Genomic DNA, 20,980 nt, shown 5'->3' with positions numbered 1-20,980 from the left:
AACTGTATCAAACAAGAACGCCTATAGGAGAATCTGCAATGTCTAGTGGAATCTTCAGAACAAATGAAAAAAGCGGCTTTTTGGAAGTTAGTAGTACTAGGTGTATTTTCAGAAATTATTTTATATATTTTGGCATACTAATTTGTTTTATTGCCAGCAAACTCTGTTAACAAAGATTGATGTACAGCTATTATTTAATACTATCACTGTCATTCCCAATTACCTTACTTCAGTAAGATGTAAACTGACTATCTGAAGCGATATTATATTTATTAAATGGAAATTCTAATTGACGTAATGAGGTAAGTAATGGCAACTAAATTGAAAGTAACAAATATTAAAGGTGATGACTGCGTCCAAAAAATAACTAAATCTATTCAGACTATGGTATCTGATGCCAAAGTAGATGTGGATGTCAATGCAAAAACCATAACTGTAGATGGTTCGGCTTCTGAAGAGACAATTAAACAGATAGTTCAATCTGCTGGTTATACTATAGAGGGTTATTAATTATATTTCTAAATTTCTCAGGAGATTTAGAAATGTAATTTAGCTAGCACAAGTCTTTGATCATAATATATTCGCCCGTTTTGCGGGCGGAATATTATTAACACATTACTCTATTTGCTCAAGAATATTTTCCTTCTCTGACAGACTTGAAATAGTTAACTTATTTCGTTCCTGATTAGCTGTAACAAATACAGCTAAAGAGCGTAGGATTTTAAAAGTATTGCTGTATATTTATTTGATTTGACAAAACTGTTAAATTTTCCGGTACTCATTTTCAAAAACGAATTAACATTGGGTCATAAATTTGACACTCTTGAACCCCATAATTGTCCAGAATAGAACTAGCTTGATCAAGCTCATTGTCTGTGCCACTAACGATAAGTAGGTAATTGCCTTGATCAATTTGCTCGTTATAAAAGCGTGCCCACTCATCTGCTATTCCTAGCCTCATCGCGTCAAAACGCTCACTTAAATTAACGCCTGTTGACCCAATCAATTGAGAAAAGTCTTTGCAAATTAAGGAAATCTGGTTTACTGGAAAACCTGCGACAGACATATCGTTAATTGCCGCATCAACATTATCTATATGATTAAAGTAACTAATAGCATACTTAGATAAAATCCCACTTTTATTAGGAATTGCAGTAGCAGAAGTTGTTGTGGTCAGATAATTTGTAGGTAACTGCTCATTATTGAGATACTCGTAAATGCCAAACTCTTCAATACCCCAACGCTGTAGAATTGCTTCTACTTTAGTAATTTCAACAGATGTACAATCCACGATTATTAAATAGTGTCCATCCTCTACTCGCTCGTTATATGCTCTAGCTTGCTCTTCCGACATTCCCCAACCAACTAATGCACCAGCAAAAGTCCCAGTAGCAGCGCCAATACCTGCCCCTACAAGGGTTGTAACCAAGGCAGTTGCTGCTGCGCCAGCCAGCATTATTGGCCCAACTCCAGGGATTGCTAAAGTACCAAGACCTACTAATAAACCAGTCAACCCACCAACAGCACCCCCTGAAAGCCCTCCTACTGTTGCACCTTCGTCAGCTTTATCACCAGTGCGCTCTTTAATTTGATCATCGGCGATTTCATGATTGCGGTCTGCATTCTGTACAACTACAGATACTTTCTCCATTGCCAAACCAGAATCTCTTAACTCATGTAGCGCCTGTTCTACATCTCGACGATGAGTAAATACGCCTACAGCACGTTGATATTGTTTTAAAACCATTATTACTCCTTGGTCGCAGGCGAAAATTGACATCTCGACTCCGCTCAATATTAAAGCCGAGCGGAGTCGTTCGCGTAGCGTTCGCACCAGAGGCTTTAACTTTCCATAAGTTTAGTATTTTACTACTTATAATCTCAAATACGAGTTTGTTTAACTGAAAATTATCTTAAGTAATAAAATATATTTGCTCTTTGCTGCAATCACTACCCCTAAGACTCGAATGGTACGAAGATAAGGTAGTCCGGCTTGAGGCAGTCGGCAGAAGGAAAAGATAAAAAAGCCTGAAAAGCTCTTGCAGCACAAGATTTTAAAACTCTAGCAAGACTGCCTTACCCCAACAAATAACTAAACAAGCATGCCATTTGCTATAGAAATATTACGCTACAGTTTGTAATCGGTAATCTTATCGTCCTACTCACACTGGACAACTGCTCATTTACGTTGAGCGCAGAGTCAAATCAATGTTTAGTAACTAGACGGCTCAGTACAGTATAACTTTTTTGAGATCAACCCCAGTCAATACAGCACCCTCCAAGTTAGCATTATCAAGCTTGGCATTAGTCAGCTTGGCATTTGTTAAGTTAGTAGCGCTTAAGTCAATATCACTTGCAAATACTTGGCTCAAGTTGGCACCAGTCAGATTAGCACTGGTCAGATCAGCACCTTCTAAATTAGCTCCCTTGAAGTTAGCTCCCTTTAAATTTGCATTTCTTAAATCAGCACCGATTAAATGAGCTGAACGCAGGTCTGCTCCTGCCAATTCACACCCGGGACATTTACCTGTTTTCAGTAACTGTCTAATATGGACAGGATTTGCAGCTTGCACCGGAACAGCAGAAAAGATCGTACTTACTAATGCTGCGGTAGCTAAAATCTTCAGTTTCATCTTCCTTACCTCAAAACGGTTAGATACTATTAATCGAAATTTTTGACTGAATAGGTTAACAATATCTATAAACAGATTGACTCAATTGATAGGCTTTTGCCATTACACCGCAGGCTTAGTCAAAGGGTGAAATTCGTTCTTGTATTGTTTAAGCAGTCTTGCCAAACTTCCCTCTATGGTTGCAGTTTTAAGATTAAATCACTCTGTAATCAGTAATAAATTTGGTATTTTTTCCCATTCGACTCAACTAATTTCCCATTCCCCATCTTTGATCGCAATCCTCCATTGTGGAAATTTTGCAAGCAGTTTGTTAACGATTATCTGCTGAGAGCAGGATCATCCCCGCAGTACTCCACAAGAAACTTAAAGCCTGAATTTTGCTTCAGTATCCCGGCCATTTTAGGCATTTACAAGTAATAAAATTCCCAGTCGTCGATAAAAGCTTTCTTGGCTGCCGCGCCAAATTCTCGTGGTTTTGGCAATAATATCCTTGAAACCCAACAAGCCCAAGGTAGAGAAGAGGCTGCGCTATACGCGGCATCGTCTCTCCAACTCTACAAGACGTTACACCAAGGTAGAAGACCGCACTGGCTAGGCTACAGAGGGGCGGACTTCATGAAGTTAAAAAGCATTTAGTCTATTAAGCTACAGCTTTGTGTGTGAGTTCGTGACTTCTAGTACACCACGGCGTAAATAGAGCAACCATTTAAAAACTTTAAAAATCCTATTCCATAATACTTTTGACTTTTGATCCTTCTCTACCTTGGGTGCGCCAACGCTTAAGGCGCACCCAAGGTAGAAAAGCTATGCCGCAGGCTTTACGACTGCGCTCAGAGTCAACTTTTGGCTTTTGACTTCCGCCTTGCAGTACTAGTTTGTTAACGCCGTGGGATTTTTGCTTTTAGAACTCTCCAGCTAAGGCTGCAACACATCGTTCGCAAATTAGCGGATGTTCTGCTGATTCTCCCACGTAAGTAGAGTAGTTCCAACAGCGATCGCATTTTTCCCCATCTGCTTTCACTACCCCAATTCCCCAATCTTCCGTCTGCGCTGTATATTCTAATCCTTGCAATCCCTCAGCAGAATCTAATAATTCCACCTGGGAAGTTAGCAATAAATACCGCAGTTCGTCAATACCATTACCATTAGCTGGGTTAAAGGCTTTGATAGCATCGCCTAACTGTTTGTGAGGTATATGAATCAAAGCTTTCGCTTCCAGGGAAGAACCAATCATTTTTTCTATCCTGGCTTGTTCTAACACCTTATTAACATCGGTGCAGAGTTGTCGCAGTTTTTTCCAGATGTCCTCTCGCCACATCATTTCATATATTTCCGGAGGTTCTGCTTCGTTTCGGTATGTCCAGCGTTCATCCAACTGCACCCAACCAGATTCAAACACTGATTTTGGGAAGTTAGGATTTTTATCTTTGTAGGGGAGATATTGCCAGATATCTTCGGCGGTGTGGCATAATACTGGAGCGATCGCTCGTGCTAAATTTTCCAAAGCTATCTTCAGCACTGTTTGACAACTGCGACGGCGGAAAGCATCGGTTGCACTGATGTACAACCTATCTTTGGCAACATCTAAATAAAAGTTGGATAAATCCACCACACAGAAATTCTGCACCGTTTGGAAAAAGCGGAAGAATTGGAAACTCTCAAAGGCAACGGTTACTTCTTCAAACACCTCGGTGATCCGGTGCAGCATATAACGGTCAAGTTCTGGCAATTCCTCGAAGGGGACTGCATCTTTTTCCGGGTCAAAATCATCCAAGCTACCCAACAAAAACCGCGCTGTATTGCGAATTTTGCCTCTGACATCGTTCAGTTGCTTAATAATGTTTTTACCAATGCGGACATCGCTGGAGTAGTCTACTGATGATACCCACAATCTCAATACATCTACACCATAAGGCGGTTCTACTTTTTGATTTTTCCCGCCTTCAATGATTGTATTTGGGTCAACCACATTTCCTTCTGACTTACTCATCTTCCGCCCTTGTTCGTCCAAAGCAAAGCCATGAGTTAGTACAGTTTTGTAAGGCGCAATGTCATTCACCGCTACACTGGTAAGCAAGCTTGACTGAAACCAGCCGCGATGTTGGTCGGAACCTTCCAAATACATATCAGCGGGGTAGCGTAACTCTGGACGCTGTTGGACGACAGATGCCCAAGATGAGCCAGAATCAAACCATACATCCATTGTGTCTGTACCTTTGCGGTAAGACTTACCATTTTGGCGATAGGATTCTGGTAATAACTCTTCAACTGATAATTCCCACCAAGCATCAGAACCAATTTCTGCGATAATTCCTTGGACGTGGTTGATAATTTCCTGATTTAGCAGTGGTTCTCCGGTGGCTTCATCGTAGAAAACGGGAATGGGTACGCCCCAACTCCGCTGACGGGAGATACACCAATCGGAACGTTCCGCCACCATTGGCGTGATCCGATTTTCACCTTGGGCTGGAATCCATTTTACTGTTGCGATCGCTTTTAGCGCTTCTTCTCGAAATCCTTCCACGGAAGCAAACCATTGTTCAGTTGCACGGAAAATCGTCGGCTTCTTCGTCCGCCAATCATAAGGATACTTGTGAGGGTATGCTTCTTCCTTTAACAAGGAACCAGCCGCTGTTAAGGCATCAATTACCGCTTGATTACCATCACCCAGCACATTCAACCCTGCAAATTCTCCCGCTTCTTCGGTAAAATTGCCATTGTCATCCACTGGTGCAAGGATAGGCAAACCGTAGTGCTGACCAACAATGTAGTCTTCTTGACCATGACCCGGTGCAGTATGTACCAATCCAGTACCTGACTCAATAGTAATGTAATCACCACCGACTACAATCGGACTTTCACGGTCGAATAGAGGATGACGGTAAGTAGTATGTTCTAAATCATTTCCCTTAAACGTGGCTTTGAGAGTTAACTCAACTCCCAACGTCGAAGATAAACGTTCCACTAAATCAGCAGCAACGATGAGATATTTAAAATTACTCTGCGCCTCCACCTCTGGACGTGAAACTTCTACCACTGCATAGTTCAAATCTGCATTCACCGCCACAGCCAAATTCGCCGGAATTGTCCAAGGTGTAGTTGTCCAGATAGCCACACCCAAATCTGACTGATATTCCGCCAACAGTGGTTTTACAGCTTCTGCCAAACTTGTGACTGGAAAAGCTGCATAGATACTGCGAGAAATGTGACCTTCTGGATATTCCAACTCAGCTTCAGCCAAAGCAGTGTGAGAACTCGGACTCCAGTGAACTGGCTTCAAACCGCGATAGATGTAGCCTTTCAAGAACATCTGACCAAACACGCCAATTTGAGCCGCTTCATATTCCGGCTTCAGAGTTAGATAAGGGTTATCCCAATCACCCCAAATACCGTAGCGTTTAAAACTTTTACACTGGTTATCTATGGTAGTTAGGGCAAATTCCTTCGCTTTTAAGCGCAGTTGTAAAGGTGTTAAATTTTGCCGTTCTGCTGACTTCATATTCTGCAAAACTTTCAACTCAATTGGCAACCCGTGACAATCCCAACCAGGGACGTAGCGAACTTTACGCCCTTGCAGCAGTTGGTAGCGATTAATAATATCTTTAAGAATTTTATTTAAAGCATGACCAATATGGAGTGAGCCATTAGCGTAGGGAGGCCCATCGTGCAGTATAAATAATTCGCCGGGGTTATTTTTAGAGAGGCGATCGTAAATTTTATTTTCTTCCCAAAATTTTTGGATTTCAGGCTCACGCTTGATGGCGTTTGCCCGCATATCAAAGTTAGTCTTGGGTAGGTTTACAGTATCTTTGTAACTTCCTGGTTCGGTCACAGTCTCATGCCTAGAATTAGGTGTGCAGGTTCTATTAATTATAGAAGATAGCCTAAAAACCAAAATTTGCTTTTTGAACGCGAGTTTGATAAACCTCTCCCTACCTTGAATTTTCGTTAATAAAGTTGCAAATAAAAGATAGGATTCCACAAGGGCGACGCCGATAGCGTTCGCGCAGCGTCTCGTAGAGAAGCGGTAGCGAGTCTTCGTTCGCGCAGCGTCTCGTAGAGAGCGTCATAGCCCGTCGTAGACATCGCTACTATAAAATTCAGATGGATTAAAGGTAGGTTAGGTTGACGTAAGGAAACCCAACTTAACATTTAATAATGCACAAATTTAGCCCTGATATTATGTCCGGCAAATTACTTGTAATATCTCATTGCAAGTGCAACGAAGTGAAATGAAGCAATCACAAGGGTTTGGAGATTGCTTCTCTACGAGACGCTACCGCGAACACTTCGTACCCTTCGGGAACGCCAAGGGCGAACGCAATAACAATTGTTCAACCGGACATGATATGACACGGCACTAGATTTATGCAAGAAGTGGATTATTGCAGCAAAGGAGTTGTGCGGTTACCGTTAATTGACGCATTCGCAATTGCAGCTTGAGCAGGTTGACTGGCCAGAACCGCTACAATTGGAGCAGCTTTTGAACTAGATTGTTTATTTCTTTTTCCATTAGAGCCGCCAGCCTTGGAATACTGTATACTGTTTCTGCCGTAGACAGTTGCAACTCCACTTAGCATTCGTTCAGACATTTCGGAGAGGGCTTTATCCATCTGGATTATTGTTTTACGCGATTCTTCAAGATTGGACACAAGCGTGTTATGAGCTTCTAAGGTCACACGGGTAGTGTTGATGAGGTGGTTGTAGGCTTCAATGGTTAATCCATGTCCTAAATCCAGATTTTCATCAACGGATTTAAGCAAGGCGAGACGAAGTTGGGCTTTCTCAACAGCAGCAGAACCACGAGTTCTTAAAGACATGAGATATCCTTTTTTTTAAGAATTCCTTTTTCAACATAGTGGAGTATCCTTTTGCCTGAGATGGGTAGTTTTGTGTATTTATTTCATTAAAAGTTCAACGAAATAATTACAAGTTTGTCTGTATTTTTACTCATTTTTCAGATCGATTTTTTGTTTGAGAATAAGTGCAATCAACAAATGCGTAGGCGTAGCCAGCCGTAGGCATCGCCGAATCAACAAATGCGATCGCTAAATCAACAAATGCGAACACCAAATCAACAAATGCGATCGCTAAATTAACAAATGCGAACACCAAATCAACAAATACGATCGCCGAATCAACAAATGCGATCACTAAATCAACAAATGCGATCGCTGAATCAACAAATGCGATCGCTAAATCAACAAATGCGTAGGCGTAGCTAACCGCAGGCATCGTCAAAATAACATTATAAAGAGGAAACTAGAACATCTAATTCCCTCCCCTTTATAAGCTACGGTGTACACACAAGTCGGATTACCCCCCTTAATCCCCCCTTGTAAAGGGGGGAAAAAAGAAATCTAGTTCCCTCCCCTTTATAAGGGGAGGGTTAGGGTGGGGTAACTTCCCTCAACCTACAAATAACTTCTCTAATCTGCTCCACCACACCATCAATATCTTGATAAACTTCTTGATTTGTAAATCTCAAAATACTTGTACCTTTTGATTCCAAAAATGCTTGGCGATCGCGGTCATATTCTGGAACTCCATCTTGATAGTGACTATCACCATCAATTTCTATGGCAAGTCTCAATTCCGAAGAATAAAAATCTACTACAAATCTGTCAATACTGTATTGTCTGCGAAATTTACAGCTTTCAATTTGTTGATTTCTAAGTTTTGCCCAAACTATTTTTTCAGATGGGGGTATATTGTTTCTGAGAGTTTGCCGTTTTTGCTTTTCTGAGGTTTGGTTATACAGTTTTGTCATCAGCGTTTTCATATTCCTGGACTGTGCTTATTATTCCCAGGATTACCCCCCTTAATCCCCCCTTGGAAAGGGGGGAAAATAAATCTAGTTCCCTCCCCTTGTAAAGGGGAGGGTTAGGGTGGGGTAATTCGAGGACTGGTAGTGATTCGATAACTTGTGTGTACACCCTAGCTAATACATCGGGGAGGGTTAGGAAGGAATAATTCAATAACTTGCGTGTACACCGTAGCCTTTTTAAGGAGGATCTAAAACTTTTTACCCCTCATTTTCAGAAATTGAGGATAATACTGTTGGAGCTTTATCAAGATGCGTCTAACTCACACCTGCTCATGAACGAACAGCGTTTACAAGCTTATTATCAGCTAATTCAAACCCTGCTAGAGTGCCCTAGCGGGGAAGAACCAGAGATATTATCAGCGAATACAGAATTGCTAGATGCTGACTTTGTGCAGGTTGTTGTAGCAGCAGCAGAGCATTTTGCCCAGCAGGGAGAGGAAAATACTGCCGAGTGGTTGAGAAACTTAGCAACATATCTCACTACCCCAGAAACTACCCCCATGACTGAAGAAGATGTAGAGATTTACGAGCAATTTATACTAGAAATACTGCAAGCAACAGCAGAGAACAACGGCGATGGTGAAGTAATTTACCCATTGCTGGCAGCAAATACCAATAAACTCAATCATATTTTTGCAGAATTATTGCGACGTTGGGCAACAAATACACTGGTAGAAGCGGAACCAGATACAGCAACATACATCGCCGCAGTGATTGGTAATTTTAGTGTTCTGATTAGCAATTTTCCCTTGGGTAGCAAAGCCAGCAACATGGAAATTGCTATTACTGGCTACGAAATTGCCTTAACTGTTTATACCCGCAGGACCTTTCCTGTTGATTGGGCAACGGCACAAAATAATCTAGGGCTTGCTTACAGTAACAGAATATTAGGAGAGAGGGCGGAGAATATTGAACATGCGATCGCTGCATATTCTGCTGCATTGGAAGTCAGAACCCGCATTGCGTTACCCCAACAATGGGCAACAACGCAAAATAATCTGGGGAATGCTTACTCTGAGAGAATATTAGGAGAAAGAGCAAAAAATGTTGAAAGTGCGATCGCTGCATATTTTGCCGCACTGAAAGTCAGAATCCGCAGTGTCTTTCCTGTTGATTGGGCAATGACGGAAAATAATCTGGGGACTGCTTACACTAACAGAATATTAGGAGAACGAAAGGAAAATATTGAAAGTGCGATCGCTGCTTATACCGCCGCACTAGAAGTATTAACCCGCAATACTTTTCCTGGTGATTGGGCAACCGCGCAAAATAATCTGGGGAATGCTTACATCAACAGAATATTAGGAGAGAAAGCCAAAAATATTGAAAGCGCGATCGCTGCTTATTCTGCTGCACTGGAAGTATATACTCACAACACCTTTCCTGCTGATTGGGGAACAACGCAAAATAATCTGGGGAATGCTTACATCAATAGAATATTAGGAGAGAGAGCGGAGAATATTGAAAGTGCGATCGCTGCTTATACTAACGCACTCGAAGTCAGAATCCGCACTGCCTTTCCTGTTGATTGGGCAATGACGCAAAATAATCTAGGGAATGCTTACGGTAATAGAATATTAGGAGAGAGAGCGAAAAATATTGAAAGTGCGGTCGCTGCTTTTACTGCCGCACTAGAAGTATATACCCGTAGCACCTTTCCCGAACAATGGGCGATGATGCAAAATAATCTGGGGCTTGCTTACTCTGACAGAATATTAGGAGAGAGAGCCAAAAATATTGAAAGTGCGATCACTGCATATTCTGCCGCCCTGCAAGTGTTAACCCGTAGCGCCTTTCCTGTTAATTGGGCAGCCGTGCAAAATAATCTGGGGAGTGCTTACAGTTGTAGAATATTAGGAAAGAGAGCCGAGAATATTGAAAGTGCAATCGCTGCTTATACTAACGCACTCGAAGTCAGAACCCGCAGTACCTTTCCTGTTGATTGGGCAATGACGCAAAATAATTTGGGGCGTGCTTACTTTGACAGAGACATTGCTAAATCATGGGATAATGTTGCCCAATCTGGAACGAATTTTCAATGGTTTGAACCACCAATTTATTCCGCATTTATTCAACGCTCTAACAAAATATTAGGAGAGAGGGCCAAGAATATTGAAAATGCGATTGCTGCTTATTCTGCCGCCCTACAAGTATTAACCCACAGTGCTTTTCCACAATTATGGGCATCTGTGCAAATGAATCTAGGGAATGCTTACCGTTACAGAATATTCGGAGAACAAGCCAAGAATATTGAAAGTGCGATTGCTGCTTATACTGCCGCTCTACAAGTATATACCTGTAGCGCTTTTCCCCAAAACTATGCAGAAACTTTGTTCAATCTTGGCAGTTTATATCAAGGCGAAAAACAATTTCGTTTAGCTTACAATATTTTTGCCGATGCGGTAGAAACAGTAGAATATTTGCGAGGAGAAATTATTTCTGGTGATGAAAATAAACGTAAACAAGCAGAAGAGTGGAATAAACTTTATCTTGGCATGGTAGAAACTTGCTTAGAACTAAGCAACATCATCGCAGCTATTGAATACATTGAACGCAGCAAAACCCGAAACTTAGTTGAACTTATCCTGCTTCGTGACAGCAAAACTATTTTCTCTCCAGAAGTTATTACTCTACTAGAACAACTTCGAGACAAAATAACTAGCGAGCAGTATCAACTCCAGAATGGCAAAGCTGAAAACGCAACAGCCTTAGCTCAACATCTCCAACAACTACGACAGCAGCGCCAAAAACTACAAGATAGCTATTTACCGATTGGTTCTGGCTTCAAGTTTGACCAATTTAAAGTAATTTTAGATGACAGTACAGTAATTATAGAATGGTATATCACAACAGATAAAATTATAGCTTTTGTTATTAAGTCCCAAGGGCAAAAAATAATAGTTGTTCCATCCCAAACACAAGATTTAAAGAGCCTAATTTATTGGACAAATGAATATCTAAGTGACTACTACAACTCAAAATACCAATATAAAGTTAAATGGCAGAATCAGTTAGAAGAACGGCTGAAAAAATTAGCAGAAATCCTACACCTTGAGGAAATATTAACCCACATCCCCAAACACTATGACAGATTAATTCTCATTCCCCATCGCTTCTTACACCTCTTCCCTCTCCATGCTTTACCTGTAAAGGAATCGTACTTAATTGACTTATTCTCCAATGGCGTAAGCTATGCACCTAGTTGTCAAATATTGCAACAAGTGCAACTGCGTCAACATCCTGATTTTAAATCTCTGTTTGCCATACAAACTCCAACAACAGACTTATATGAAAAAGATTTAGGAGCAGTTGCAGCCATCAAGAAACAGTTTGCCGATTCTTATATTTTGAAGCAAGACCAAGCCAAAAAATCAGCAATTATCAGCTTTGATGAAAATCCTCACAGTGTCGCACTACATGAAAAATTGCTCAAAGCTAACTGTGCCTTTGTCTTCTGCCACGGGTACTTTAACCGTAATTCTCCCCTAGATTCTGGGCTACTATTTGCAGATAGTTTTGTTTCTTCAGAGTTAGTTAAGGTAGACTCCAAACGTTATATACCTGTACCTGAAGAAGATGATAAAGCAGTGGATTTGACTAAATGCCTAACTTTGGCAGATATTATTACTCACGTCAAATTAGAACACTGTCGCCTAGTCACTCTCTCTGCTTGCGAAACTGGTGTTATAGATTCCAGAAACACTAGTGATGAATACATTGGTTTACCCAGTGGTTTCTTGTTAGCTGGTAGCACCAATGTAGTCAGTAGCCTCTGGAGTGTAGATGCAACTGCTACAGCTTTATTAATGATTAAATTTTACGAAGAACTACAGCAGCAAAGTAATATTGTATTAGCTTTAAATACAGCACAACGTTGGTTAAGAAATACATCAGTGCAGGAATTTAGGGCTTGGCTAAGAAAATCAAACCTAGATGAAGATTGGCAAGATGAACTAGATGAACAATTTTTGCAAATACAACAACAGCAAGGAAGTACAACTAAAATATTTGAATCACCTTTTTATTGGTCAGCTTTTTGTGCAATTGGTAAAGGAGTTTAACAAATGTCGGTTTCTGAAAGAACAATAAAAGCTTTTATTCAAATCATTGAAACTCAATCCATTTTATTTTCTACTAAAGACTGGGCAGATTTACATGAACTAGCCAGTAATTTACCAGAAGATACAGAAGAAATATCTACAATAATCCGAAATTGGTTAAAACTAGAACAACGTAATCAAATTCAAGAAGCTTTTGAAATTCAAAGGAAAAATATATCTTCTTCATTTTCCTTTTCCAATCAGCAATTGGGAATTGCTAATAGTAAATCACCCACGCCAGTCGATCAACCTAGCGAATCATCTAAGAAACTCATAGAAAATGCTGTAAAAAACAACTCTCCTTTGTCTGAAAACACGAAACCCGACAAAAAATAGTGAAGAATTTCAGCCTCAGCCTCTATGCTTTTCATCTCCACCACACCCTAACTGAACTTCCCGGTGAAGTTGTAAGAGATGCTAATCTCTTGTGGGAAAATCTCGTGAAAGTGGGTGAAGGTTCGCTTCCCTTTGTTGGGTTGAAAAATTTACGCTCAAAATTAATTTGTTATCAAAATGGTAAATACGACCCGAAGCGGGAAATAGGAAGAATACCAGAACGGTTAATTGATGCTCAAGATTTAGATTTGGGTAGTCTCCCCACAATAGAAGGCTTTAAAATTAATGCTAATCTTCAGCCTTTCTTGCTTAACGATACCTACGCAGTTGATTTAACTCTCGTTGCAGAATCACTAAATATCCCCATAGATATATCACAACTGCAACATTTTAAACCAAGTTCCCTACTACCATCTAATATTCAAGCATCTTTAGGACAAACATTATCGATTTATGGAGAAGTAGAGCCAAGTGAAAACTGTGATACACTAGCTGAAAAATTAGCCATAGCGTTAGTAGCTGGCACAAATTTAAATCCGGTACGATCGCAACAAGGAAAACTGTTTGGTAGTCTTTTATTTGAATACCAAGCACTTGACCCGAATGAACCAGATAATCCTGCCAAACAATGTCATATTTTAATAATTATTAATAATAGTCAAGTTACAACAGCAACACTTGCAGCAGAAGCCTATGACTGGTTGCTAAATTTACTTTGTAGCTACCATAAAATACGTTACATTTATCAATTAGCTCGTCAACGCTATCGAGAAGTGAGAACAATTTATAGTGAGCTAGAAAATAAAATCCAAATATTTAATAGCTTGATATCTAAAAATCAAACACAATTATCTGGCTTAAAAAGCTTAATGGGAGAAATACCTCAAAAAAACTTTGATTACATTAGATGCTTGCAAGATTTACAAATACACCACACAGCAATCACTACTAATATTACTAATTACAGAATTTGTTTAGAGAAGATTCAAACTATTGATAGCGGGAATAGCCCCCAATCATGGCAAGATTTTCTTAATAAAGACTGTAAAAAATGGCAAGAACAAATCCAAACAGATATTAACTATCTGACTCCCGGTCAAGAATTGTTTGGAAAATTCGTTGATACAATTCGCGGTATAGTAGAAATAAAACAAACTGAGAGCGATCGCTCCCTAGAAAACAAAATCCAAGTACTAGGTATAGGCTTTGGCGGTGGTGCGATCGCCTCTGGCATATTCACAACACACATTGATAAAATTAATCTTCCGTTAATACCAAAACATCCCCTTTACGCATCGTTAACTTTAAGCATCATTGCTACCTTGATATTTATCGCTTTAGGTTGGCTGTTTACCAAAGGTAAATAAAGTAAATTCTTCGGAGAAACTATGCAAATAAAAGACATTATTCTTCCCTGGATTACCCCCCTTAATCCCCCCTTGTAAAGGGGGGAAACAAGAGATTCTCGTTCCCTCTCTTCACAAATTGACAACTCGATTGGTACGAGAAATCTTGTAAAGGGGGGAAAAAGAAATCTAGTTCCCTCCCCTTATAAAGGGGAGGGTTAGGGAGGGGTAATTCGAGGACTGGTAGTGATTCGATAACTTGTATGTACACCGTAGGCTTAATAAAGTTCCGGTTAGGCTGGGTAAAACCTTGGTTAATCAGCTATTTCAGACTTGTGTATACACCGTAGGGAGGTAGCAATGGCGCGTAAACGGTTGATTATCGAGATGGGGATGGGAATAGATCAGCATGGACAAGAACCAACTGTAGCAGCATCTAGGGCGGTACGGAATGCGATCGCTCACAATGCTTTACCTGGTGTTTGGGAAGTTGCAGGTTTAAGTCACCCGAATGAAATGATTATAGAAGTTCAGGTAGCAGTGCCATATCCAGAACAAGTTAGAGAAGAAGAGGTATTAGCTGTCCTACCATTTGGGAGAAAAACTTTGATCGTAGAATCTGGGGGGATGATAGTTCAAGGGCGGGCGATTCCCGAACTCAACGATAAAAATGACGAAATGTTGATTGCGATCGCTGCTGTTACAGTTCTGATCGAAAATCAGTAAGTGAGGTCAAAGCTACAACATTTACTTATACTTAAAAAAATGACGCATCTCCAAGAGCAACACTGGAAAAAATTATTTGGATACCTCCCCACAGAAGGCCAGTCTAAGTATGGTACATGGACTTTTTACTCCCCAGAAAAAGAAGTCATCAAGTCTTCTCAAGGTATCAGAAATTTACGTCCCAATGGCGATAAAACGGTAATTACTCACACAAATCAGTTCCCTTCACCAGACGGGAGTACGTTAGAAAAACAATGGCAAATTGAGAAAGAAACTTGTAATCAGCCTGATGGATTATTGCATCCAGCAGACCCATCTAAAAGGGGATTAGCTCTTGTTGATTATGGTTCCAGTGCTTGGGTTGCCAGAAAACTGGAATCGGGACGTAGTTTCTCAGTTGAGTTATTTTTAAAGCATAAAGATTGGAATACTAGCATAGCTAGTATCTATACAGAAAATGGAGATTTAGAGAAAATTCTATATCTGCGCGAACATTTAAATAGTTTTCTTGACAGCAGAACAAGCGAGGAAATAACCAGTCTGTCAGGAAGTTGGATTGGCACAAAAGAATCTATCACCTCTGATTTAAAAGTTTCAGATGCAGAAGAAATTCGCGAGATTATTTTAGACCCTACTAATGGGAAAAATGACACTTTCTACTTACCCGATGGTGTCGTTGTGAATATTCCTAAAAAGTTGCGTGTGGGAGAGGAGTTTGAGATAGTAGCCGGAAAACTGGTTGCCGAAAATGAGTATAAACGCCTTACTGCTAAATATGATCATTCAGGTGCATTTATATTGTTGATTTCTGAAATATTTCGGTTACAAAATTAGCAGTTACAGTTGAGTGATAATTACCAGTTTTGACATTTTTCTGACATATTTGGCGCTCCCAACTACAGAACTTCTATTTCACCAAGCAAGGAGCGATCGCCTGTGGTGGCGGTAGCCCATCGCAGGCATTATGCTTACAAGTGCTTTAAATCTTGTATAACTAGTTGCTACTCTTGCTGCCGCTGCATTATCAATTATCAGCCATGCTTCATAGATAGTCTGCTGTCTACGCTCTCGACTTTCTAATAAATATAAGCATGGGGCAGCTGCGATCGCGAAACTTCTTTGCCCGGTTGTGGCTGTTGCCCCTAATGACCAATACGCTTGGGTTAGTGTCAAAAACCATAAACCGCGTAGGTTGGGTTGAACGAACGCGAACAGCGTCCCGTAGGGAAGTGAAACCCAACAAACCACTGAAAATGTTGGGTTTCGTTCCTCAACCCAACCTACGATTCTCTTAAAGGTGATGAAAAGTTACTCAGAACGTCTGAGTCGCTTGCAGCATCTGCTGTGAAGGAGGCAGGAGGAAAAAGGGTTTGAGTCTTGTTTACTTTTATTCACATATTTTGATTTTATTGTGCCAGCTTACTTATTGCCTAAGAAAGATAAAGTGAAAGGTGCAGGATTTACCGAAGGTAGTAATGGCACGTAAACGATTGATTATCGAAATGGGAATGGGAATAGATCAGCATGGACAAGAACCGACAGTAGCAGCATCTAGGGCAGTACGGAATGCGATCGCTCACAATGCTTTACCTGGTGTTTGGAAAGTTGCAGGTTTAAGTCACCCGAATGAAATGATTATAGAAGTTCAGGTAGCAGTGCCATATCCAGAACAAGTTAGGGAAGAAGAGGTACTAGCCGTATTACCATTTGGGAGAAAAACTCTGATCGTAGAATCTGGGGGGATGATAGTTCAAGGGCGGGCGATTCCCGAACTCAACGATAAAAATGACGAAATGTTGATTGCGATCGCTACTGTTACAGTTCTGATCGAAAATGAGTAGCTGAGGTCAATCCTTCACTTTCTTTACGAGGGTTGAAGTGCAGAATCTGGGTACTAAGATTGCAGGTATTTTAGCAAGGTTTCGGCGTAAGGTTTGGGATCGCGCACATACATTAGGGGACCGCCGTGTAGAATCTTGGTGGTAGAATGCGGAACAAGTCTGGCAGTGTCCTCAATAAAAGGCGCAAACATGGTGTCTTCCATTGCCCACATTAGTAAAGTCGGAACCGAGAGCAGTGGTAAACGGCTTGCTTCATCGTACCTCAAGACTGCTTCCATCCCCTCATAGGTGCGTTCCTGTCGAGACATTACTTCTTGGAAATAGATTTCAAAGCATTCAGGGGGTTCACCAACATATAGTGATTTTATTCGTTGCCAATTGGCGCTGTAGTGGCTGCCATCCTCTTTTATCTGTGGTGGTCCATACAATATTGGTGATTGGCGTAAATCTTGACGTGCTGCTTCGTCTTTCCAACGAGGCAGTCCAAAAAGTACTAGCTTTTTAATTCTACTTGGACAAATAATTGCTGCTTCGCAAGCAATTGCAGCTCCGACGCCATTGCCCACCAGATAAAAATCTTCAACTTTAAGTGTGTCCAGTACCTCAAATAAATCTGTAGCATACTGCGAAATAGTCCACTGAGTGGGTGGATTTTCTGACTCGCCTTGACCGGGAGTATCCAGCACAATTACCCGAAAATCACGAGCCAATAGCGGCATAACTCTGAGCAAACTACGAGAAGAAAAGTAAGTTTTGTGGGTGAGTACCAGTGCCGAACCATTGCCTGCTGTCCGGTAATGCACTTGACCCCAAGACCGATCCACAAAGCCTCTTTTAATTTTAATTGCCTGTTGTTGAATCATCTTCTATTGTGTACACAGCAACCCTAGAATAATTATCCGGTGCAACAGACGTATTTTTGGATTTTGTGTAGAAATATTTGACTGTAGGGTGCGATCGCCTGTGCTGGCGGTAGCCGATCGCAGGTGTTATGCTCACAAGTGCCCTCAAGCCTGCCAATCGCTTGTAGTAAAGGTTTGGGGCAGCTGCAATATAATATTATGAATTAGTATAAGTGGGTGTGCCTGAGTTTTGCCTCTACACACAATGCATAATTCTTGGAAGCAGGGAGCAGAATAGAGCGTGATTAAACCAGAGGTAGTATCTTACGGATCTTGGCGATCGCCCATCACAACAGACTTAATTACCGCACGCACAATTGGGTTGGGACAAATTGCTCTCGATGGCGAAGATATTTACTGGAGCGAGCTGCGACCATCAGAGCAAGGGAGAAATGTCGTAGTCCGCCGAGATGCAAATGGTGAAATTTCTGATATCACACCTACTCCCTTTAACGTGCGTACCCGTGTGCATGAATATGGTGGCAGTTCTTTTCTTGTGGTAGATGGCACTGTTTACTTTTCTAATTTTATTGACCAACGCCTATATCGTCAGGATACTGATACACAGCCGCAAGCCATTACCCCGTCAGCCGCCACACGCTATGCAGATGGTATTTTTGACCGCCAACACAACCGAATTATTTGCGTGTACGAAGATCACACTGATGCTGCAAATGAGGCGATCAATACTCTAGTCGGCGTGGAACTAGACGGACACAAAATCCAACAATTAGTATCTGGAAATGACTTTTATGCTTCGCCTCGCCTTAGCCCTGATGGTTTGCGATTAGCTTGGCTGACTTGGAACCATCCTAATATGCCTTGGGATAGCACTGAACTATGGGTTGGGGAATTAAAAGCAGATGGTTGTTTGGGAAATATTCAAAAAATTGCTGGCGATTTAGATGAATCTATCTTTCAGCCAGAGTGGTCGCCGGATGGCAAATTGTACTTTGTTTCTGACCGTACAGGTTGGTGGAATATATATCGTTGGCAAGATGAAAATGTAGAAGCGCTAACTCAAATCAAAGCAGAGTTTGGTCAGCCGCAATGGAATTTTGGGATGTCCACTTATGCTTTTGAGTCTGCTAACCGGATTATTTGTACTTATACCCAGCAAGGTATTTGGTATTTAGCTAGCCTTGACACAGTAACAGGTCAACTAGAATTAATAAATACGCCCTACACAGCTATTAGTTCTCTGCACACCACCTCTAACCAGGTGGTTTTTCGCGGAAGTTCTCCAACTGAGTTGGCAGCTATTATCCGTCTGGATTTGACAACCAAAAAGCTGGAAATACTACGGCGTTCCAGCGATGTAACTATTGATGCTGGTTATCTTTCTCTGCCTGAAGCCATTGAGTACGAAACAGCTGATGGTAAAACAGCACACGCCCTTTTCTACTCACCTCAAAACCTTGATTATACTGCTCCTACGGGCGAAAAACCGCCTTTGATTGTCAACAGCCACGGTGGCCCCACCGCAGCAACTTCTAGTAGCCTCAGTTTTGGCGTTCAGTATTGGACTAGCCGAGGTATAGCGGTTCTAGATGTAAATTATGGTGGTAGTACAGGTTACGGGCGCGAGTATCGGCAACGACTGGATGGACAGTGGGGAATTGTAGATGTAGATGATTGTGTTTTTGGTGCGCGTTACTTGGTGGAACGGGGAGATGTAGACGGCGATCGCCTGGCAATTTCTGGTGGTAGTGCAGGTGGTTACACAACGCTTTGTGCCTTGACTTTCCGAGATACTTTTAAAGCAGGAGCCAGCTATTATGGTGTCAGCGACTTGGAAGCTTTAGTCCGGGATACACATAAATTTGAATCGCGGTACTTGGATCGTCTGGTTGGCGCTTACCCACAACAGCGTCAGATTTATCAACAGCGATCGCCAATTAACTTTAGCGATCGTCTAGCCTGTCCAGTGATTTTTTTCCAAGGATTAGAAGATCGAGTGGTTCCGCCCAACCAAACCGAAGCAATGGTTACAGCACTGCGAACTAAAGGTGTACCTGTGGCTTATCTTCCTTTTGAGGCTGAAGAACATGGCTTCCGCAAAGCTCCAAATATCAAACGTTCTTTGTCCGCAGAACTCTACTTTTACTCGCGAATTTTCGACTTTGAAATTGCTGAATCAGTCGAACCTGTAGTCATTGAAAACTTTTAGCTCCGTAGCCGTTAACATCTTTAGCCAAAAAATCAAGCTGATACCTCCCTGGTTTGATCACATTTTGATCCGAAACAAAATCTTAGAAGGTGATTTGCAATTAGTCGTTGAACAAAAGGCCCAAATTGAGCGTTTGGGACAAAATCTCAAAGAAGTGTATTTACCGCTGAAAACATCTGATCCTCTTGTGGTTGAGTATCGCAAATGGCTAGATAAATTTGGGTCATATTTGCCGTTTTATCAAGGTTATTCCACTTCAAAAAATGTTGGTAGTAGCGAGTCTGATCAAAAGTTGATCACGTTAGACCGATTCTCACAACATACACTTATTTGTAATTCTTGCAATCGAGCTTATCAAGTGACAAATAGGCTCAAACAAAGCTGTATAGGGGTAGCGATCGCTCTAGCTGCTGTAGCAATACTTGCAGATGATTCTAGAATCCGAATAGGAGCAATATCGGTTTTTATAGTAGCAGTTGTAATGTCTGCTATAGCTCATACACTCAAAACTCACTTTCAGCATTCCTACATTCGTCACTAAAATAGGAACTAGGGGTTGGGGGCTGGAATCAGAATTCTTCACAACACTTAATCCCTAATCTACAACCTTAGTCATGATCAAGTTAGCGGCTTTGCGCTAAAGTAAAAATATTGGGATAAAAATCTCTGGCAGTAAGTTCAATACACCAATAATCTTTACCACTGCGGCGATAATGTCTCAAGAGTATAACGAATCACTCCAAATTCAGGAGATCACCAAACTCAAACCGAAACACTTTGCTGATTTAGTCAGATCAGCACAATTGATTTTTGACCCCACAGCGGGAGTTTCGGGAAAAAATATCAAAGTTGACTGGGAACAATTCGGAATTCCCCATGATGTAGCAGACAATCTCAGATTACTTGGTCAGCAGTACCAATATGCATCTCCTCACATCCCTGTTGAAGTCATTTGGAGTAAATTAACTCCAGAAACTCGTATTTGGTTCCTTGAAAATAAAGATAGGTTGTGGGAGCTTGAAGAAGCTTTCCCAGCCCAAGACGAAGATTAAACGGCTAAACCATTAAAAGGAATATAAATTATTTGTAGGGGCATAAT

Annotated in this window: 22 protein-coding genes; 12 read left to right on the top strand and 10 right to left on the bottom strand. The window is 41.1% G+C overall.

Annotation, left to right across the window (positions count from 1 at the left end; translation table 11 throughout):
- The first annotated feature begins 309 nt into the window (after window positions 1-309).
- Window positions 310-510 carry a heavy-metal-associated domain-containing protein gene (locus V7K48_RS21950; RefSeq protein ID WP_300423736.1) on the top strand — a complete coding sequence of 67 codons (201 nt, stop codon included), beginning with the start codon at window positions 310-312 and terminating at the stop codon, window positions 508-510.
- 274 nt (window positions 511-784) lie between these two features.
- On the opposite strand, the gene V7K48_RS21945 is transcribed toward V7K48_RS21950, so the two are convergent.
- Window positions 785-1,747: a hypothetical protein gene (locus tag V7K48_RS21945; protein WP_335075311.1), complete on the bottom strand. Its 963-nt coding sequence runs from the start codon at window positions 1,745-1,747 to the stop codon at window positions 785-787.
- Between the two features lie 481 nt (window positions 1,748-2,228).
- On the bottom strand, window positions 2,229-2,633 hold the full coding sequence (locus tag V7K48_RS21940) for a pentapeptide repeat-containing protein (RefSeq protein WP_335075310.1): 405 nt from the start codon (window positions 2,631-2,633) through the stop codon (window positions 2,229-2,231).
- A 447-nt stretch (window positions 2,634-3,080) separates the two neighbouring features.
- On the opposite strand from V7K48_RS21940, the gene V7K48_RS21935 reads away from it, so the two are divergent.
- Entirely contained in the window at window positions 3,081-3,269 is a 189-nt protein-coding gene (locus V7K48_RS21935; RefSeq protein ID WP_335075309.1) for a hypothetical protein, read from the top strand.
- A gap of 265 nt (window positions 3,270-3,534) precedes the next feature.
- Here the strand turns inward: V7K48_RS21935 and ileS are convergent, their stop codons facing one another.
- Both ileS and V7K48_RS21925 read right to left on the bottom strand, forming a co-directional pair.
- The gene (gene ileS / locus V7K48_RS21930) at window positions 3,535-6,465 is read right to left on the bottom strand and encodes an isoleucine--tRNA ligase (protein ID WP_335075308.1); all 2,931 of its coding nucleotides are present in this window, start codon (window positions 6,463-6,465) and stop codon (window positions 3,535-3,537) included.
- 116 nt (window positions 6,466-6,581) lie between these two features.
- Entirely contained in the window at window positions 6,582-6,785 is a 204-nt protein-coding gene (locus V7K48_RS21925; RefSeq protein ID WP_335075307.1) for a hypothetical protein, read from the bottom strand.
- Window positions 6,786-6,865: 80 nt separating this feature from the next.
- Between V7K48_RS21925 and V7K48_RS21920 the strand changes: the two genes are divergently transcribed.
- Complete coding sequence (locus V7K48_RS21920; protein ID WP_335075306.1) at window positions 6,866-6,997, top strand: hypothetical protein; 132 nt, start codon at window positions 6,866-6,868, stop codon at window positions 6,995-6,997.
- 18 nt (window positions 6,998-7,015) lie between these two features.
- Here the strand turns inward: V7K48_RS21920 and V7K48_RS21915 are convergent, their stop codons facing one another.
- The 3 genes from V7K48_RS21915 to V7K48_RS21905 all read right to left on the bottom strand — a co-directional run bounded on the left by V7K48_RS21915 (window position 7,016) and on the right by V7K48_RS21905 (window position 8,403).
- Complete coding sequence (locus tag V7K48_RS21915; protein WP_335075305.1) at window positions 7,016-7,453, bottom strand: hypothetical protein; 438 nt, start codon at window positions 7,451-7,453, stop codon at window positions 7,016-7,018.
- A 130-nt stretch (window positions 7,454-7,583) separates the two neighbouring features.
- Window positions 7,584-7,868: a hypothetical protein gene (locus V7K48_RS21910; protein WP_335075304.1), complete on the bottom strand. Its 285-nt coding sequence runs from the start codon at window positions 7,866-7,868 to the stop codon at window positions 7,584-7,586.
- 154 nt (window positions 7,869-8,022) lie between these two features.
- On the bottom strand, window positions 8,023-8,403 hold the full coding sequence (locus tag V7K48_RS21905; protein WP_335075303.1) for an endonuclease domain-containing protein: 381 nt from the start codon (window positions 8,401-8,403) through the stop codon (window positions 8,023-8,025).
- Window positions 8,404-8,732: 329 nt separating this feature from the next.
- Between V7K48_RS21905 and V7K48_RS21900 the strand changes: the two genes are divergently transcribed.
- The 5 genes from V7K48_RS21900 (at window position 8,733) to V7K48_RS21880 (ending at window position 15,802) form a co-directional block, all read left to right on the top strand.
- Window positions 8,733-12,521, top strand: a complete 3,789-nt coding sequence (locus tag V7K48_RS21900) for a CHAT domain-containing tetratricopeptide repeat protein (RefSeq protein WP_335075302.1) — start codon at window positions 8,733-8,735, stop codon at window positions 12,519-12,521.
- A gap of 3 nt (window positions 12,522-12,524) precedes the next feature.
- Window positions 12,525-12,896: a hypothetical protein gene (locus tag V7K48_RS21895; RefSeq protein ID WP_335075301.1), complete on the top strand. Its 372-nt coding sequence runs from the start codon at window positions 12,525-12,527 to the stop codon at window positions 12,894-12,896.
- Entirely contained in the window at window positions 12,896-14,263 is a 1,368-nt protein-coding gene (locus V7K48_RS21890) for a hypothetical protein (protein ID WP_335075300.1), read from the top strand. Before V7K48_RS21895 ends, V7K48_RS21890 begins: the two co-directional genes overlap by 1 nt.
- A 339-nt stretch (window positions 14,264-14,602) precedes the next feature.
- Window positions 14,603-14,968, top strand: coding sequence for a Lin0512 family protein (locus V7K48_RS21885; protein WP_335075299.1), 366 nt, complete (start codon window positions 14,603-14,605; stop codon window positions 14,966-14,968).
- Between the two features lie 39 nt (window positions 14,969-15,007).
- Entirely contained in the window at window positions 15,008-15,802 is a 795-nt protein-coding gene (locus tag V7K48_RS21880; protein WP_335075298.1) for a DUF3598 family protein, read from the top strand.
- Between the two features lie 78 nt (window positions 15,803-15,880).
- Here the strand turns inward: V7K48_RS21880 and V7K48_RS21875 are convergent, their stop codons facing one another.
- The gene (locus V7K48_RS21875) at window positions 15,881-16,216 is read right to left on the bottom strand and encodes a hypothetical protein (protein ID WP_335075297.1); all 336 of its coding nucleotides are present in this window, start codon (window positions 16,214-16,216) and stop codon (window positions 15,881-15,883) included.
- 227 nt (window positions 16,217-16,443) lie between these two features.
- Between V7K48_RS21875 and V7K48_RS21870 the strand changes: the two genes are divergently transcribed.
- Window positions 16,444-16,809 carry a Lin0512 family protein gene (locus tag V7K48_RS21870; protein ID WP_335075296.1) on the top strand — a complete coding sequence of 122 codons (366 nt, stop codon included), beginning with the start codon at window positions 16,444-16,446 and terminating at the stop codon, window positions 16,807-16,809.
- A 53-nt stretch (window positions 16,810-16,862) separates the two neighbouring features.
- Here V7K48_RS21870 and V7K48_RS21865 read toward each other — a convergent pair whose 3' ends face one another.
- Together V7K48_RS21865 and V7K48_RS21860 are read right to left on the bottom strand one after the other, a co-directional pair.
- Window positions 16,863-17,633, bottom strand: a complete 771-nt coding sequence (locus V7K48_RS21865; protein ID WP_335075295.1) for an alpha/beta fold hydrolase — start codon at window positions 17,631-17,633, stop codon at window positions 16,863-16,865.
- A 16-nt stretch (window positions 17,634-17,649) separates the two neighbouring features.
- Window positions 17,650-17,808: a hypothetical protein gene (locus tag V7K48_RS21860; protein WP_335075294.1), complete on the bottom strand. Its 159-nt coding sequence runs from the start codon at window positions 17,806-17,808 to the stop codon at window positions 17,650-17,652.
- 144 nt (window positions 17,809-17,952) lie between these two features.
- Between V7K48_RS21860 and V7K48_RS21855 the strand changes: the two genes are divergently transcribed.
- The 3 genes from V7K48_RS21855 to V7K48_RS21845 all read left to right on the top strand — a co-directional run bounded on the left by V7K48_RS21855 (window position 17,953) and on the right by V7K48_RS21845 (window position 20,933).
- Window positions 17,953-19,881, top strand: a complete 1,929-nt coding sequence (locus tag V7K48_RS21855) for a S9 family peptidase (protein ID WP_335075293.1) — start codon at window positions 17,953-17,955, stop codon at window positions 19,879-19,881.
- Window positions 19,868-20,422 carry a hypothetical protein gene (locus V7K48_RS21850; protein WP_335075292.1) on the top strand — a complete coding sequence of 185 codons (555 nt, stop codon included), beginning with the start codon at window positions 19,868-19,870 and terminating at the stop codon, window positions 20,420-20,422. The genes V7K48_RS21855 and V7K48_RS21850 overlap by 14 nt, the downstream gene beginning before the upstream one ends.
- Before the next feature lie 172 nt (window positions 20,423-20,594).
- Window positions 20,595-20,933, top strand: coding sequence for a hypothetical protein (locus tag V7K48_RS21845; RefSeq protein WP_335075291.1), 339 nt, complete (start codon window positions 20,595-20,597; stop codon window positions 20,931-20,933).
- The last annotated feature ends 47 nt before the right edge of the window (window positions 20,934-20,980 follow it).

The organism is Nostoc sp., from assembly GCF_036919615.1.
Classification (GTDB): domain Bacteria; phylum Cyanobacteriota; class Cyanobacteriia; order Cyanobacteriales; family Nostocaceae; genus Nostoc.
The sequence above is the reverse complement of the archived record's forward strand: the minus strand, read 5'-3'. Positions and strand labels throughout refer to the sequence as shown.

Coding starts and splice junctions, on each gene's coding strand:
- V7K48_RS21870 (WP_335075296.1), top strand. CDS start 16,444: ATGGCACGTAAACGATTGATTATCGAAATGGGAATGGGAATAGATCAG.
- V7K48_RS21915 (WP_335075305.1), bottom strand. CDS start 7,453: ATGTCTTTAAGAACTCGTGGTTCTGCTGCTGTTGAGAAAGCCCAACTT.
- V7K48_RS21845 (WP_335075291.1), top strand. CDS start 20,595: ATGTCTCAAGAGTATAACGAATCACTCCAAATTCAGGAGATCACCAAA.
- V7K48_RS21885 (WP_335075299.1), top strand. CDS start 14,603: ATGGCGCGTAAACGGTTGATTATCGAGATGGGGATGGGAATAGATCAG.
- V7K48_RS21880 (WP_335075298.1), top strand. CDS start 15,008: ATGACGCATCTCCAAGAGCAACACTGGAAAAAATTATTTGGATACCTC.
- V7K48_RS21925 (WP_335075307.1), bottom strand. CDS start 6,785: ATGTTAAGTTGGGTTTCCTTACGTCAACCTAACCTACCTTTAATCCAT.
- V7K48_RS21945 (WP_335075311.1), bottom strand. CDS start 1,747: ATGGTTTTAAAACAATATCAACGTGCTGTAGGCGTATTTACTCATCGT.
- V7K48_RS21910 (WP_335075304.1), bottom strand. CDS start 7,868: ATGCCTGCGGTTAGCTACGCCTACGCATTTGTTGATTTAGCGATCGCA.
- V7K48_RS21900 (WP_335075302.1), top strand. CDS start 8,733: ATGAACGAACAGCGTTTACAAGCTTATTATCAGCTAATTCAAACCCTG.
- V7K48_RS21905 (WP_335075303.1), bottom strand. CDS start 8,403: ATGACAAAACTGTATAACCAAACCTCAGAAAAGCAAAAACGGCAAACT.
- V7K48_RS21940 (WP_335075310.1), bottom strand. CDS start 2,633: ATGAAACTGAAGATTTTAGCTACCGCAGCATTAGTAAGTACGATCTTT.
- V7K48_RS21920 (WP_335075306.1), top strand. CDS start 6,866: ATGAAGCAATCACAAGGGTTTGGAGATTGCTTCTCTACGAGACGCTAC.
- V7K48_RS21895 (WP_335075301.1), top strand. CDS start 12,525: ATGTCGGTTTCTGAAAGAACAATAAAAGCTTTTATTCAAATCATTGAA.
- V7K48_RS21950 (WP_300423736.1), top strand. CDS start 310: ATGGCAACTAAATTGAAAGTAACAAATATTAAAGGTGATGACTGCGTC.